The organism is Selenomonas sputigena (genome assembly GCF_026015965.1).
GTDB lineage: Bacteria > Bacillota > Negativicutes > Selenomonadales > Selenomonadaceae > Selenomonas.
The window spans coordinates 339,828-355,516 of record NZ_CP110383.1 but is presented as its reverse complement, the minus strand read 5'-3'; the positions used below and the strand labels follow the sequence as shown (position 1 = coordinate 355,516).

Sequence of the window (15,689 nt, the reverse complement as noted above, 5' to 3'; positions counted from 1 at the left end):
TATTCACCGGTCATACCTTCTCTATAAGTACTAGAATATAGCGTTTAACAGAAATTGTCAACCAGAAGCTTCGTCCTGATTTTCATAGAGCTATGGCATTTCTTTCTGTAAACATGTATAATATCCATATTGCGTCAATATTTTCTACATGAATCCATCCGGAATCTTCATCAAGAACTGTTCGGCGACGCGGCTTCAGATGCGTTTCCCACACAGAAGAAAGGCGGAATCCTCATGCACATTTCCAAAAAATTCAAGGCGCTCATCCTCGGCGCTTCTCTTCTCACAGCGAGCCTCGGTTTCGTAGGCTGCGGCCAAAGCGCCACAAAGGACGTGAAGATCGGCGTCGTGCAGCTCGTCGAGCACAATGCGCTCGATGCGGCGAACAAGGGATTCGCCGACGGACTCAAGGAGCGCGGCTTCGAGGAAGGAAAGAACATCTCCATCGACCGCCAGAACGCGCAGGCCGATCAATCGAACTTGCAGAACATCGCGCAGCGCTTCGTCAACGCGAAGATGAATCTCGTCTGTGCGATCGCGACGCCCGCCGCACAGAGCATGGCGAACGCGACGCACGACATTCCCATCGTCGGCACGGCGATCACGGACTACGTCGGCGCGAAGCTCGCCGCCTCGAACGAGAAGCCCGGCGGCAATGTCACGGGAACGAGCGACATGAGTCCCATCAAGGAGCAGGTCGACCTCATGCTGAAGATCTGCCCCGAGGTCAAGACCATCGGCATCATCTACTGCTCAAGCGAAGTCAACTCCGAGGTGCAGGCGAAGGCGATTGCCGAGTACGCCGAGAGCCGTGGGCTGAAGGTGCGCACGGCGACGATCTCGACCGTCAATGACATCCAGCAGGCGGCGAACAGCCTCGTCGGCGACGTCGACGCCTTCTTCGAGCCGACGGACAACATCATGGCCTCCGCCGTCCCGACACTTCTTTCCATCACGAATCCAGCGAAGAAGCCCGTGTTCTGCAGCGAGGACAACTGGGTCAAGGCGGGGGCGCTTGCGACCTACGGCATTGACTACTACAAGCTCGGCGTGCAGACGGGTCACATGGCCGCCGACATCCTCGAAGGCAAGAAGAAGCCCGCTGACATGCCGATCGAGATGGCGAAGGAACTCAAAGTCAGCATCAACAAGAAGAACGCGGAAACGCTCGGCATCCAGATTCCTGCCGACATCTTGAAGGATGCGCAGATTTTCGAATAATTGCAGCTCCTGTCCCCGATCAAAACCAAGAAACAGCCGCAAGCAATTCCTTGCGGCTGCTTTTTCAAAAAGGAGAATTTCTCTCTATGGATCTCATCATACCAACGATTTCCCAAGGACTCCTTTGGGCGCTCCTCGCCATCGGCGTCTACCTGACCTTCCGCGTCCTCGACATCGCTGACCTCACCGTCGAGGGCAGCTTCCCTCTGGGCGCGGCGACGGCAGCGAGCCTCCTTGCCGCCGGCGTCACACCGCTTCTCGCCATCTTCGCGGCCTTCGTCGCGGGCATGATCTCAGGCGTCATCACGGGACTTCTGACGACGAAGCTCAAGATCCCCGCGCTTCTCGCCGGCATCCTCACGATGATCGCGCTCTACTCCGTGAATCTTCGCATCATGGGCAAGGCGAACCTGCCGCTCCTCAATACAGAGACGATCTTCACGCAGGCACAGAGCTTCGGCCTCACGCGCGAAGTCGCCGTGCTCGCCATGGGCTTTCTCGTCGTCGTCGTGATCAGCGTCGCGTGCTACTACTTCTTCGGTACGGAACTCGGCGCGGCGATTCGTGCGACGGGAGACAATCCGCACATGATCCGTGCGAACGGCGTCAATACCGACATGACGATCATCCTCGGCCTTCTGCTCTCAAACGGTCTTGTCGCCATCTCGGGAGCGCTCGTCGCGCAGTCGAACGGCTTTGCGGACGTCGGCATGGGCGTCGGCACGATCGTCATCGGTCTCGCCTCCGTCATCATCGGCGAGGTGCTCTTCGGCACGCGCAGCTTCAAAAACTGCCTTCTCTCCGTCATCGGCGGCTCCATCGTCTACCGCGCCGTTATCGCCATCGTCCTCGAACTCGGCATGCCGCCCAACGACCTCAAGCTCTTCACGGCGGCGCTCGTCGCGCTCGCGCTGTCCCTGCCTCTTATCCAGGCGCGCATCCGCCGCGCGAAAGGAGGCTCTCGCTGATGCTCAAACTTCAAAACGTCGCCAAGACCTTCAATCCCGGCACAATCACAGAAAAGTACGCGCTCCGAGGCGTCACGCTGCACCTTTCGCCCGGCGACTTCGTGACCGTCATCGGCGGCAACGGCGCGGGAAAGTCGACGCTGATGAACTCCATCGCCGGCACCTTCCGTGTCGATGCGGGCAGCATCGTCATCGCGGGCACAGACATCACGAAATGGCCCGAGCACAAGCGTGCCAAGTACATCGGACGAGTCTTCCAAGACCCCATGATGGGCACGGCAGCGGGCATGATGATTGAAGAGAACCTCGCCATCGCCGCACGCCGCGGCAATGCACCGCGTCTTCGCTGGAGCTTCTCCAAAGCGCAGCGCGAACGCTTCCGCGAGCTTCTGGCGGGACTCGACCTCGGCCTCGAAGATCGTCTCGAATCCAAGGTCGGCCTTCTCTCGGGTGGTCAGCGCCAAGCCCTGACGCTTCTCATGGCAACGATGGCCGAGCCTAAGCTCCTACTCCTCGACGAGCACACGGCGGCGCTCGACCCCAAGACGGCGGAAAAAGTTCTCGACATCACAAAATCCATCGTAGAAAAACGCAAGCTCACGACGCTCATGATCACGCACAACATGAAGGACGCCCTTCGCCTCGGCAACCGCCTCATCATGATGCACGAAGGAAACATCCTCGTCGACGTCAAAGGCGAAGAAAAATCGCGCCTGACCGTGCGCGACCTGCTCGCGCTCTTTGAAAAAGCGGCGGGCAACGAAATGGCGAATGACAGTCTGCTGCTGTCGTGAAAAACATTTCGTTGCAGAATAACAGAATGAACCTTTCCCTACAATTTGACAGAAGATCTGTATACGAGTTTCCATGGACTCATATATAGATCTTCTTTTTATATTTTAATGTTTAAACAAGACTTTTATCTCAAGGATTAAAAATTAAAATATAGAAAGACATTATGTAACTTGTAGAGGACATCATAGATGTCAATATATGTAATATAGTTTATTTAGGTTTATATTCAAAAACACAAAGGAGGCTTTGTAATGAAACTGCAAACAAAAAGCGTACTTGCGTTCAACATCTGTCTCATCATCGCCTGCATCGTCATGGCTTTGATCGGGTGGTTCAGTGCGAACGCAGGCTTCGACACCTCGCTGCAGGTACAGGCAGCATCGAATCTACGCATCATGGTCGACAACATGGATTCCCTTTATCCGGGGGATTGGGAAGTCCGAGACGGCATTCTTTACAAAGGCGACCATAATATGAACGAGGATACGGAGATCGTCGACCGATTCGGTAGCAGCTGTCACGGCTTCGTTACATTCTTTGCCGGCGACACGCGCATTTCGACGAATGTCAAAGACCAAAACGGCTCACGCAATATTGGCACGAAGGCTGATGACCAGATCATCAACACTGTGCTGAGAAACGGCGCGGCCTATGAAGGACGTACAACGATTCTCGGCAAGGATTACATGAGCGCCTATCTCCCCCTGAAAGACGCCGCGGGGAAAAACATCGGCATGGCATTCATCGGTATCGACGTGCGCACGTCGGACATGGACGATGTACGCCACTCCTTCATGCTCGCCAGCGTCATCGCTGTCCTCGTCTTGTCAGGACTCCTGAGCTTCCTGTCATACATCATCATCGGCAAAGCGATCCGCCCCCTGCTCACGCTCGCCGATACCTTGAGCCAAATTGCAAACGGAAACCTTCGCGTCGCCAACCTTCCAGAAGATCGCAGCGATGAACTCGGCACGCTCGCGCACAGCGCAAACGGCATGAAGGCTCGTTTGAAGAGCGTCATCAAAAATGTCGCCTCTTCCTCTGAATCCGTCGCCGCCTCTTCAGAGGAACTGACCGCCAGTGCAAGCCAGACGACGCAGTCCGTCACGCAGGTAGCGGAAAATGCCACTAACATGGCAGCGGGAGCTGCTGCCTCTGCCGATACGATAGGCAATCTGACAGAGCAGGCTCATGCGATGGGCGAGACCATCGATCTGCTGCGAAAGAGCGCGGCTTCCATGCAGAATCTCGCCCAGAAGAGTCAAGAAGTGACCGTAGACGGGCAGGAAAAAGTCCGTCATGCCATCACCGAAATCAAAGCCATCGCCGAACAAGTGCAGTCTTCGGCGGCAATCGTCGATACGCTGGGCAAGCGTTCCGACGAGATCGGTACCATCGTCGAAACCATCTCCGACATCGCGGAGCAAACGAACCTCCTCGCCCTCAACGCCGCCATCGAAGCGGCGCGTGCCGGCGAGGCCGGCAAAGGCTTCGCCGTCGTCGCCGAAGAAGTGCGAAAACTCGCCGAGCAATCGGGCATCGCCACGCAGGACATCACCGAACGCATCACCGCCATCCAGCAGGACACGACAAAAGCCGTCGATTCCATACAGGCTGGAAACGAAAATGTCCAGAGAGGCACCGATGCCGTCAATGCTTCGGGAGCAGCCTTCGACAATATCGCCAACCAGTTCGGCGAACTCGAACAGACGATCCGCACCGCCGTTGATGCCGTACAGGCAGTAAGCCGAACGAGCAGCGAGATGATCGCCGCCATGAACCAGGTGCAGGAGATCAGCAACAAATCGCAGGAAGATACACAGACGATTTCCGCCGCCACCGAGGAGCAGGCGGCCGCCATGCAGGAAATGGCGCACGCCAGCCAGACGCTTGCTGAACTCGCACAAAGACTTCAAGAAGAAGTGCAGAAGTTCCAGTTGTAATTCTAAATGAGGTAAAAGTGGCAGTGCAGGGGAAAGGTTTTTCCCCGTACTGCCACTTTTCCGTTCGCTTCTGCACCTCCGCTACTTCGCGCCATGCTCCTTCTTCCAGCGCTTGATATCGGCGAGCCGCGCCTTGAAGCGACCCTCAAGCCCCTCCTCCGTCGGCTCGTAGTAGACGCTTCCCAGAAGATCGTCGGGCAGGCACTGCATGTTCGTGAGCTTGTCCTTCGTGTTGTGCGCGTATTGATAACCCTTGCCGTAACCCTCATCCTTCATGAGCCGCGTCACGGCGTTCCGTATGACGAGCGGCACAGGCTCAGCGAGGCGCTTCGTCGCATCGGCCTTTGCCTTCAAATAGGCGACTTCCATCGCATTCGATTTCGGCGCGAGCGCCATGTAAACGGCGGCCTCCGTCAAATGAACCGAGCACTCGGGCATGCCGATGAAATGGCACGCCTGATACGCCGCGACGGCAAGCTCCAAGGCGCGCGGATCAGCAAGTCCCACATCCTCGCTCGCAAAACGCACGATGCGCCGCGCGATGTACAAGGGATCTTCACCCGCTTCCAACATGCGCGCGAGCCAGTAAACCGAAGCGTCAGCATCGGAGTTTCGCATCGATTTGTGAAGCGCCGAAATCAGATTGTAATGCTCCTCTCCCTTCTTGTCATAGAGCAGCGATTTCTTCTCCAAACACTGCTCCACCGTTTCGCGCGTGACACGGATCGCATCCTTTTCCACCTCGCCGTTCAAAACGACGATCTCCAAGGTGGAAAGAGCCGTTCGCGCATCACCGTTGGCGAACACGGCCAAAGCTTCCAGAAGATCATCCGCTATTTCCACCTTCTGCTCGCCGAAGCCCTCGGGCGCGGCGAGCGCACGGCGCAGAAGCCCCAAAATGTCCTCCTTCTGCAAGGCCTTGAGCACAAAGACGCGGCAGCGCGACAGAAGAGCGCTGTTGATTTCGAACGACGGGTTCTCCGTCGTCGCGCCGATGAGGATGATGCTTCCCTTCTCCACAAACGGCAGGAAGGCGTCCTGCTGCGCCTTGTTGAAGCGATGGATCTCATCGACGAAAAGAATCGTGCGCTCGCCGTACGCCGTGTTCTTCTCCGCCTCCTGCATGACCGTGCGGATCTCCTTGATGCCGCTCGTCACGGCGGAAAAGTCGATGAAACGAGCCTTCGTCTCCCGCGCGATGATGCGTGCGAGCGTCGTCTTGCCGACGCCCGGCGGCCCCCAGAAGATCATCGAGAAGATCTTGTCCTCGGCGATGAGCTTCCTGAGCATCTTTCCCTTGCCCACGAGGTGCTGCTGCCCCACATAATCCGCGAGACTTTTGGGGCGCATCCGCGCCGCCAGCGGCAAATCGATCTCTCGCCGAAAAAGTGATTCCTGTTCCATTTCCATCCTCCACACCTCATTTCTTTCCATTATAGCAGATATAGCTATGGGTCAAAAGACGAGCTTAAGACAAACCTCCTGACCTACGATATACTTTAGAAGAGAATTACTATGCAAAAATGGAGTGAGCCTTATGTACCGCTTCTTGGAAAATTTTGAAACAGGAATCCCCTTTATCGACAACGGACACCGCCGCCTCTTGGAAGACATGGAAGAAGCGCGCGTAGCGCTCGCCGCCGGTCATGAGGACGAGTACCACCGCTTGAGCGGTCAACTCCTAGCGACGATGAACGATCATATCGTCAAGCAGCACGTCTACGAAGAAGAAATCATGGCCATGTCGCGCGACGGCGAACTTGCAGATCAGAAGGAAGCGCACGCACATTTTCGCGAAGTCATCGACCAGCACAAATCCTCGATGAACTTCCAGAACGACCACGAGGAGCTTACGAGTCTCCTGCACTTCCTCAACGAATGGTTTCTGCAGCACATTTTATCGAGCGACATGCTGATCGGCAGTGCACTGAAGAAGGCAAAGGCCGCCGCCGTCGAAGCGAAGGCGCGGGCAGCAAAGGAAGCGCGGGCAGCGGAAACGGCGCACCCCGAAGAAGCCGCCAAGGCACGAGAAGCGGCACCTACAACTAACGAGGAAGAGCACGCGTCCTCCGTCGAAAAGAAGGCGAAAACGACCATCGAGGCAAAAGCACCGGCGGCCCAAATGCCAGAAGCCCCCGCCGCTCCCGCCAAAAAGACGACGAAGAAGCGCACTGCCGCGAAGCCGGCCAATGCCGCTGCACCTGCTAATGCCGCTGCACCTGCTAATGAAGACAGCAAGGGCGATGCGCCTGCCGCGAAAGCAGCCGAACCCGCAAAAAAAGTGACGAAAGCCTCCGCAAAGAAGCCCACGGAGGAAGCAGCCTCCGCACCCACTTCTGCCGTCAAACCTGCGGCAAAGGCAGCCGCGTCCAAGACGGCAAAGCCGACGACGACGGTCATCAAGGCGAAAAAGGCGCCCGCTGATCCCTTCGCCTTCACCGACGAATTCCGCACGCAGATTCCGCTCGTCGACAAGGAGCACGAAACACTCTTCGACCTGGTGCGCCAGACATACGAACTCGTGCATGACGAGTTCCGCGTCGATAAATTCGACGACATCATCGAGATCATCGAAGAACTGCGCGACTACACGATCAAGCACTTCGCCGATGAGGAGCGCTACATGAAGAGCATCAACTACGACGGCCTTGCCGAGCAGGTCGCCGCACACACAGCCTTCGTCGAGAAGCTCAACAACATCGACTTCGACGAAATCGACCGCGATCAGGAAGACGCGCTCGACAAACTCATCAAATTCCTTCTCAACTGGCTCGTACAGCATATCCTGAAGGTTGACAAGAAGATGCCCTACATCGAAGAAGCGGCATCGAAGCTGACAGAATGACACGATAGACCGTCCCTTACATGAACAGGGCAGCGCATAAGTCCATCCCGACTTATGCGCCGCCCTTGTTCTATCTAGGGACATGATTTGTCCCTGAAATAAAATTTCTACATCCCTCTCCGAAATTTTTATAAGAAAAGGGCTCCCCTTACTTTTCGCAAAGGGAACCCTTTTTCGCTATGCGGCTTCAGCACACACGATGCTCAGCCGATCATGCTCTTGATGTCGCTCTCGACGTCCGTGATGCCGCCGATGCCGAAGGTCTCGACGAGCACGTTCGCGACGTTCGGCGAGAGGAACGCCGGAAGCGTCGGTCCGAGATGGATGTTCTTCACGCCGAGGTGCAGGAGCGCGAGGAGGACGATAACCGCCTTCTGCTCATACCATGCGATGTTGTAGACAACCGGCAGTTCGTTCACATCGGCGAGGCCGAAGACTTCCTTGAGCTTCAGCGCGATGAGCGCCAGCGAGTACGAATCGTTGCACTGACCCGCATCGAGCACGCGCGGAATGCCGCCGATATCGCCGAGATTGAGCTTAATGTACTTGTACTTCGCGCAGCCCGCCGTCAGAATGACCGTGTCCTTCGGCAGAGCCTCGGCGAAATCGCGGTAATAGCTGCGTGTCTTATGACGACCGTCACAGCCGGCCATGACGACAAACTTCTTGATTGCGCCCGACTTCACGGCGTCAACCACCTTGTCGGCAAGCGCAAAGACCTGCTCATGCGCAAAGCCACCGACGATCTCGCCCTGCTCCAATTCCTTCGGAGGCGCACACTTCTTCGCCAACTCGATGACAGCGGAGAAGTCCTTCTTGCCATTCTTCTCTTCGATATGCGGACAGCCGGGGAAACCGACGGCAGCCGTTGTGAAGATGCGATCCTGATAGCTCGCCTTCGGCGGCACAATGCAGTTCGTCGTCATGAGAATCGGGCCGTTGAACGCCTCAAACTCTTCCTTCTGCTGCCACCAAGCATTGCCGTAGTTGCCCGCGAAGTGTGCGTACTTCTTAAATGCCGGATAGTAGTGCGCAGGCAGCATTTCGCCGTGCGTATAAACGTCGACGCCCGTGCCCTCCGTCTGATCGAGCAATTCCTTCAGATCCTTAAGATCGTGACCCGAAATCAAGATGCCCGGGTTCTTGCGCACTCCGAGATCAACCTTCGTGATTTCCGGATTGCCGTAAGTCTCCGTATTCGCCTTGTCCAGGAGCGCCATGACATCGACGCCGTACTTACCCGTCTCCAGCACGAGAGCCGTGAGGTCGTCGCCCGAGAGGCTGTCGTCAAGAAGCTTCGCCAACGCCTTCTGCATGAAGGCGTCGATCGCCTCATCGCGATAGTCGACGACATTCGCATGATGATTGTACGCCGCCATACCCTTGAGGCCGTACGTCGCAAGCTCCCTGAGGCTACGAACGTCCTCGTTCTCCGTCGCGAGAACACCAACGTCTGCCGAGGCCGCCTTTTCCTGGAATTCGCTCCTCGCACCGTTCCAAAGAGCCGCCGCCGGAAGCTTCGACGTGTCGGCAAGCTCCTTCAGCAGATCTTCCTTCATGCTGAGCGTCTCTTCGATCGCATCGGCAATCGCTGCATCGTCGAAGTTCGCATTCGTAATCGTGATGAAGAGATTCAGCGTGACGCGATCATTGACCGCTTGGGAAACCGTCTTTCCCGCCTCGCGCAACGCCGTCGAAACAGCAGAAATCCCTTTCGTCACATAAACCAAAAGGTCTTGAAGTCCTGCGACCTCCGGCTTCTTGCCGCAAACGCCCACCTGCGTACAGCCTTTGCAGCCCGCCGTCTCCTGACACTGAAAGCAAAACATCTTGTTCTCCATATATACCATCCTCTCTCTTTGCGATGTAACGAGAACCCGCACGAGGCAGTTCCTCCTGACAGCCTTATCATAGCAAAGAGAACATGCCCCTTCGGTAACACTTGTTACCGAAACGAAAAAAGTCCTTCATTCTCTTGTGTGAGAATCTTTCTTCCTATACCTTTGCACGCGCACAATCTCAAATACTTTCCATTATGGATCAGCCGAGCACTCCCCCCATCCGAAAATCCTGCCGCCGCAAAGTTTTTCTAAAAAAAGAAAATTTCCCCTAGCTTTTTCGGGAGAAGTCTGCTATACTAAAGCAGTCGGGGCGTGGCTCAGCTTGGTAGAGCGCTTCCTTGGGGTGGAAGAGGTCGTGGGTTCAAATCCCGTCGCTCCGACCAGCTTAGTATTTTCAAGGCTTCAGGGGTTATCCAACTGCTATTTGGATAGCTCCATTTTTTTACCATGAAACCCCAAGAGGTCAAGCCCAGAGGGTGCAGACCGATTGGTTAGGTTTCTGTAAGGGCGGCGCACAATGTCCACAAAGTGGACGTTTGTGCGTGTAGTTTATGCCTAAAATACCCGCTTATTCGTTTCCAAGACCTAAGCCCCTCAATCCTTCTTCGATTTTCTTCCTGTCTGATGCGTCAAATTCGTTGCTATCGTGACAATATATGTCCATTGTGGTTGTACCATCAGCCGTAGTACGCCAAACACCAAAAAACTTGCAAGCGTGTCGTGAATCTGCTATGATATAGACAAGAAGAGAACCACCGTAAACGGCTACCTCTTCCGAAAGAAATGGGTTAAGAACTAACCGCTATCCTTTGGCGAGGGGGCGGTTATTTCTTTTTTATCACGATAATGTACCCTGTCGCGAAGATCAAAATCACGATCAACTCGAAAGAAGTCATACGCGCCACCTCCCTTCTTTTCAGAATGGAAGTGGAAGAAGCAGCCGCTTAGCCTTTGGTGGTTCTCTGCCGCTATTATACAATATTTTCGTATCGTCCACAAGGAAAGAAAGGTTTCACTCATGTCCTCTTGGCTTCTCTATGCTCTCCTCTCCGCACTTTCCGCCGCCTTCGTCTCCATCTTCGGCAAGATGGGCCTTGAAGGGCTGGACAGCAGCGTCGCTACCGCTGTGCGCAGCATCATCATGGCGATCTTCCTCGTCGCGGTCATGGTCGTGCAGGGACATGCCTCACATCTACCCGAAGTGTTTGCCGACCGCAGAGCCTTGGCATGCGTCGCTTTGAGCGGCATTGCCGGAGCGACATCGTGGCTCTTCTACTTCATGGCACTGAAGACTGGCGACGTTTCGCGCGTCGCTCCCATAGACAAGCTCAGCGTCGTCTTCGCCGTCCTCCTTGCCATCCTCATTTTTGAGGAAGAAGTCAGCCTCACGCACGGCATCGGCATCTTTCTCATCTCTCTCGGCAGTTTGATCATCGCCGTACTGTAGAAAGGACGCACATGATGTATGTTCCCTGCGGCGAAAAGGAAATCGCCTATTTGAAGTCCAAGGACAAGAAACTCGCCGCCGTCATCGAGAGCCTCGGTGTGCTGGAGCGTCCCGTGCATGACGACGTGTTTTCCGCCGTCGTGCATCACATCATCGGGCAGCAGATCTCGACGAAGGCGCAGGAAGCCGTCTGGGCAAGGCTCTGTGAGAAGGTCTGCACGGTGGATGCGGCGCATCTGCTTTCCCTTGGACGCGAGGAACTGCAGGCCGTCGGCACGAGTTTTCGCAAGGTCGACTACATCATGGACTTTGCCGAGAAGGTTGCGAACCGTGATTTCAATATCGCCGCCTTGTATGCGATGAGCGATGACGAGGTCATCTGCGCCCTCTCCTCACTCAAAGGCATCGGCGACTGGACGGCGGAAATGCTGCTGATCTTCACGCTACGGCGTCCCGACGTCCTGAGCTTCGGCGACCTCGGCATACAGCGCGGCCTGCGGATGCTCTACCGGCACAAGGAAATCGACCGCAGGAGATTCGAGCGCTACAAGAAGCGCTACTCTCCCTACGCAAGTACCGCCAGCCTCTACCTATGGGCGATTGCAGGTGGCGCAATCGAGGGATTGAGCGATCCGGCCGCGCGAAAGAAATAGCGGACGCATCGCAAAAGCAAAGACAACGTGCATATAACGTTTGAACAAAACCGCCAATATTGCAAGCACAAAGGGGAGCTGCCGGAGCAGCTCCCCTTTCCTAGCCTTTTCGCGACAATCACTTCGCGCCGAATATTCACTTGAAGAAACTCTTCAGCGTATCCTTGAACGTCTTCTGCTCGGGATTGACGCTTTCGCCGCAGAGGTCGCCGAATGCCTTCAGTGCGTCCTTCTGCTTGCTCGTAAGCTTCTGCGGCGTCAAGACCTTGACGCGCACATGCTGATCGCCGCGCCCCGTGCCTCTTAGATGCGGGATGCCCTTGCCGCGCATGCGGAGCACCGTGCCCGATTGGATGCCCGCGGGAATCTTGAGTTCCGCCTTGCCGTCGATGGTCGGCACCTCGATCGTGTCGCCGAGCGCCGCCTGCACAAAGGAGATCGGCACCTCGCTGATGACGTCCGCGCCGCTCCTCTTGAACAGCTTGTGATGCTTCACATAGATATAGACGTAGAGATCGCCATTCGGACCGCCGCGCTGCCCCGCTTCGCCGCCGCCCGAGATGCGCACGCGCTGCCCCTCGTCGATGCCCGCAGGGATCTTGACCTCGATCTTGCGGTTGACGCGCGTGTGACCCGTGCCGCCGCACTTCTTGCACGGATTCTTGACGACCTGCCCCGTGCCGCCGCAGCGGCTGCACGGACGCGAGGTCATGAAGTTGCCGAGCGGCGTGCGCTGCGCCTTCTGCACCTGACCCGTGCCGTGGCAGTCGGGACACGTCTCGGGCTTCGTGCCCTCGGCCGCGCCCGTGCCGTGACACGCATCACAATTCTCCGTGCGCGGAACCGTCAGTTCGACCTCCTTGCCGAATGCCGCTTCTTCAAAGGTGATCTCCAAGTCATAGCGCAGGTCGTTGCCCGGCTCAGGGCCTTTCGGCCCACGACGACGACCGCCGCCGCCGAAGAAGGCGTCCATGATGTCGTCCATGCCGAAGCCGCCCATGCCGCCGCCAAAGCCGCCGAAGCCGCCGCCGAAACCGCCGAAGCCCCCTGCGCCTCCTGCACCGCCACCCGCACCGTCAAACGCCGCGTGGCCAAACTGATCGTACGTCGATTTCTTCTGCGGATCGGAGAGGACTTGATAAGCCTCGTTGACCTCCTTGAACTTCTCGGCAGCTTCCTTCGGATTGTCGCGGTTCAAATCGGGATGGTACTTGCGCGCCATCTTCTTGAACGCCTTCTTGATGTCCGCATCCGAAGCGCCTTTAGAGAGGCCGAGCACCTCATAGTAATCGCGTTTCTCGCTCACAATAAACACCTCACAGCGCCCAGTGCGCCTGTCCTTTATCGTCAAAAGAGTGCGGAGCATGAACTCCACGCTCCACACTCTCCGTCACTTCTTGCGCTTATTTCTTGTCGTCCTTGACTTCCGTGTACTCGGCATCGACGACGTTGTCGTCCTCGCTCTTCGCACCCGCGTCCGTTGCACCTGCACCGGGAGCTGCGCCCGCGCCTGCTGCAGCCTCAGGGCCGCCCGCCTGCTGGTACGCTGCCGCGCTCATCTCATAGAGCGGCTTTTCCAGCTCTTCCGTCGCCTTCTTGATGGCGTCCGTGTCCGTGCCCTTCAGCGCTTCTTTGACCTTGTCGGCCGCCGCCTGCACTTCGTCCGCCTTCGCCTTGTCGACCTTGTCGCCGAGATCCTTGATCGCCTTCTCCGCCTGATAGACAGCCGAATCGGCACGGTTTCTGACCTCCACGGTCTCCTTCTGCTTCTTGTCCTCGGCCTCATGTGCCTGAGCTTCCTTGACCATGCGGTCAATGTCGTCCTTGCTCATGCCGCTGTCGGACTGGATCGTGATCTTCTGCTCCTTGCCCGTGCCGAGATCCTTCGCGGAGACGTGCACGATGCCGTTTGCGTCGATGTCGAAGGCGACCTCGATGCGAGGAACGCCGCGCGGCGCCGGCGGGATATCGGAAAGCTCGAAGCGTCCGAGCGTCTTGTTGCCCGCAGCCATCTCGCGCTCGCCCTGCAGGACGTGGATGTCAACCGACGGCTGGTTGTCCGCTGCCGTCGAGAAGATCTGGCTCTTCCTGACAGGAATCGTCGTATTGCGCTCGATGAGCTTCGTCGAAACGCCGCCCAAGGTCTCAATACCCAGAGAAAGCGGCGTGACGTCGAGGAGCAGCATGTCCTTGACTTCGCCGACGATGATGCCGGCCTGAATTGCCGCACCGATGGAAACACACTCGTCCGGGTTCACGCTGCGATCCGGCTCCTTGCCAAAGTAGCCCTTGATGGCCTCCTGCACGGCAGGGATGCGCGACGAACCGCCGACGAGAAGCACCTTGTCGATGTCCGAAGGCGAAAGACCTGCATCCGACATCGCCTGACGCGTCGGACCCATCGTGCGCTCGACAAGATCGTGCGTAAGCTCATCAAACTTGGCACGCGTGAGCTTCAAGTCAAGATGCTTCGGACCCGTGGCGTCCGCCGTGATGAACGGCAGATTGATCGGCGTCTCCATCATGCTCGAAAGCTCGATCTTCGCCTTTTCCGCCGCTTCCAACAGACGCTGTGCACTCATCTTGTCGGCGGAGAGGTCGATGCCGTTCTCCTTCTTGAACTCCTCGACCATCCAGTTCATGACGGCGTGGTCAAAGTCGTCGCCGCCCAAGTGCGTGTCGCCGCTCGTCGCCTTGACTTCAACCATGCCCTCGCTGAGTTCGAGGATCGAAACGTCGAACGTGCCGCCGCCCAAGTCAAAGACGAGAACCGTGTGCTCGCCGCCCTTGTCGACGCCGTATGCCAGCGATGCCGCCGTCGGCTCGTTGACGATGCGCAGGACGTCGAGACCCGCGATCTTGCCCGCATCCTTCGTCGCCTGGCGCTGGCTGTCGTTGAAGTACGCCGGCACCGTGATGACCGCCTGCGTCACCGTCTCGCCGAGGTAGGCTTCCGCGTCCGCTTTGAGCTTCTGCAGGATCATCGCCGAAATCTCAGGCGGCGTGTAGTCCTTGCCGTCGATGGAAACCTTGTAATCCTTCTCACCCATGTGACGCTTGATCGACGCGATCGTGCGGTCAGGGTTCGATACCGCCTGACGCTTGGCGAGCTGGCCGATGAGACGCTCGCCCGTCTTCGTGAAGCCGACGACGGACGGCGTCAGGCGGCTGCCCTCCGGGTTCGTGATGACGACGGGCTTGCCGCCCTCCATGACGGAGACGACGGAGTTCGTGGTACCTAAATCGATGCCAATTGCTTTTGCCATGATGAATTCCTCCTAAATGTTTATATCTATAAAAAGAGTTTCCTCTATTTGACTTAATTTGAAACGACCTGCACCATGCTTGGGCGTATGACGCGCCCCTTTACCATGTAGCCTTTCTGCAGTTCCTGCTCGATCGTATCGTCCTCCTTCTCGGGATCCTGCACGCGCATGACCGCCTGATGGAAGTTCGTGTCGAACTTCTTATCCTTCGTATCAATGACTTCCAAGCCGTTCTTCGCGAGCGCTTCCTGCATCTGCTTGTAGATCATGGAAACGCCTGCGCGGAAGCTGTCGAGGTCAGAACCTTCGGCGGAAAGTGCACGCTCGAAGTTGTCGAGGAGCGGCAGCATATCCGTGAGGATGCCCTGGGTGACGACGGCGGCAAGCTCTTCGCGCTCCTTCGCAGAACGACGGCGGAAGTTGTCGAAGTCCGCGCGCAGTCGCAGCATCTGTGCGTCCTTTTCTGCCAGATCGGCTTCAAGCTTTTCTGCACGCTTCACAGGATCGTCCGCGCCATTTTCTGCCTCCTCGGTACCTTCACGGCTTCCTTCGGCAGTCTCCTCGCGGACATCTCCCGTCGCTTCTTCTGCGACGTCCGCAGTGTCTGCGGCCTCCGCCTCGTCGATCTCGCGCTTCATCTCCTCGAGCTTTTCCTCGTCCTTCTTCTTCAACTCATCCTTCATGAATGATGGCATTCCCTTCACCTCGTA

Annotated in this window: 12 protein-coding genes and 1 tRNA gene; 8 read left to right on the top strand and 5 right to left on the bottom strand. The window is 56.9% G+C overall.

The window, feature by feature from the left end; genetic code table 11:
• The first annotated feature begins 234 nt into the window (after positions 1-234).
• The 4 genes from OL236_RS01665 to OL236_RS01650 all read left to right on the top strand — a co-directional run bounded on the left by OL236_RS01665 (position 235) and on the right by OL236_RS01650 (position 4,927).
• On the top strand, positions 235-1,221 hold the full coding sequence (locus OL236_RS01665; protein ID WP_265071096.1) for an ABC transporter substrate-binding protein: 987 nt from the start codon (positions 235-237) through the stop codon (positions 1,219-1,221).
• An 86-nt stretch (positions 1,222-1,307) separates the two neighbouring features.
• Positions 1,308-2,189 carry an ABC transporter permease gene (locus OL236_RS01660; RefSeq protein WP_265071095.1) on the top strand — a complete coding sequence of 294 codons (882 nt, stop codon included), beginning with the start codon at positions 1,308-1,310 and terminating at the stop codon, positions 2,187-2,189.
• Positions 2,189-2,983: an ABC transporter ATP-binding protein gene (locus tag OL236_RS01655; RefSeq protein WP_265071094.1), complete on the top strand. Its 795-nt coding sequence runs from the start codon at positions 2,189-2,191 to the stop codon at positions 2,981-2,983. The genes OL236_RS01660 and OL236_RS01655 overlap by 1 nt, the downstream gene beginning before the upstream one ends.
• A gap of 252 nt (positions 2,984-3,235) precedes the next feature.
• Positions 3,236-4,927: a methyl-accepting chemotaxis protein gene (locus OL236_RS01650; RefSeq protein WP_265071093.1), complete on the top strand. Its 1,692-nt coding sequence runs from the start codon at positions 3,236-3,238 to the stop codon at positions 4,925-4,927.
• Between the two features lie 81 nt (positions 4,928-5,008).
• On the opposite strand, the gene OL236_RS01645 is transcribed toward OL236_RS01650, so the two are convergent.
• Positions 5,009-6,331 carry a replication-associated recombination protein A gene (locus OL236_RS01645; protein WP_413777382.1) on the bottom strand — a complete coding sequence of 441 codons (1,323 nt, stop codon included), beginning with the start codon at positions 6,329-6,331 and terminating at the stop codon, positions 5,009-5,011.
• 145 nt (positions 6,332-6,476) lie between these two features.
• Between OL236_RS01645 and OL236_RS01640 the strand changes: the two genes are divergently transcribed.
• Positions 6,477-7,772: a bacteriohemerythrin gene (locus tag OL236_RS01640; RefSeq protein WP_265071091.1), complete on the top strand. Its 1,296-nt coding sequence runs from the start codon at positions 6,477-6,479 to the stop codon at positions 7,770-7,772.
• A 203-nt stretch (positions 7,773-7,975) separates the two neighbouring features.
• On the opposite strand, the gene hcp is transcribed toward OL236_RS01640, so the two are convergent.
• Entirely contained in the window at positions 7,976-9,613 is a 1,638-nt protein-coding gene (gene hcp, locus OL236_RS01635; RefSeq protein ID WP_265071090.1) for a hydroxylamine reductase, read from the bottom strand.
• Between the two features lie 306 nt (positions 9,614-9,919).
• Here hcp and OL236_RS01630 point away from each other — a divergent pair.
• The 3 genes from OL236_RS01630 (at position 9,920) to OL236_RS01620 (ending at position 11,713) form a co-directional block, all read left to right on the top strand.
• A tRNA-Pro gene (locus OL236_RS01630) sits at positions 9,920-9,996 on the top strand.
• Between the two features lie 635 nt (positions 9,997-10,631).
• Positions 10,632-11,060: an EamA family transporter gene (locus OL236_RS01625; protein ID WP_265071089.1), complete on the top strand. Its 429-nt coding sequence runs from the start codon at positions 10,632-10,634 to the stop codon at positions 11,058-11,060.
• 11 nt (positions 11,061-11,071) lie between these two features.
• A complete protein-coding gene (locus tag OL236_RS01620; RefSeq protein ID WP_265071088.1) occupies positions 11,072-11,713 on the top strand; it encodes a DNA-3-methyladenine glycosylase family protein in 642 nt (213 codons plus the stop codon).
• A 136-nt stretch (positions 11,714-11,849) separates the two neighbouring features.
• Here OL236_RS01620 and dnaJ read toward each other — a convergent pair whose 3' ends face one another.
• The 3 genes from dnaJ to grpE form a co-directional block, all read right to left on the bottom strand.
• Positions 11,850-13,019, bottom strand: a complete 1,170-nt coding sequence (dnaJ, locus tag OL236_RS01615; protein WP_265071087.1) for a molecular chaperone DnaJ — start codon at positions 13,017-13,019, stop codon at positions 11,850-11,852.
• Between the two features lie 97 nt (positions 13,020-13,116).
• Positions 13,117-14,979 carry a molecular chaperone DnaK gene (gene dnaK / locus OL236_RS01610; RefSeq protein WP_265071086.1) on the bottom strand — a complete coding sequence of 621 codons (1,863 nt, stop codon included), beginning with the start codon at positions 14,977-14,979 and terminating at the stop codon, positions 13,117-13,119.
• Positions 14,980-15,032: 53 nt separating this feature from the next.
• Positions 15,033-15,674, bottom strand: coding sequence for a nucleotide exchange factor GrpE (grpE, locus tag OL236_RS01605; RefSeq protein ID WP_265071085.1), 642 nt, complete (start codon positions 15,672-15,674; stop codon positions 15,033-15,035).
• Positions 15,675-15,689 lie beyond the last annotated feature (15 nt).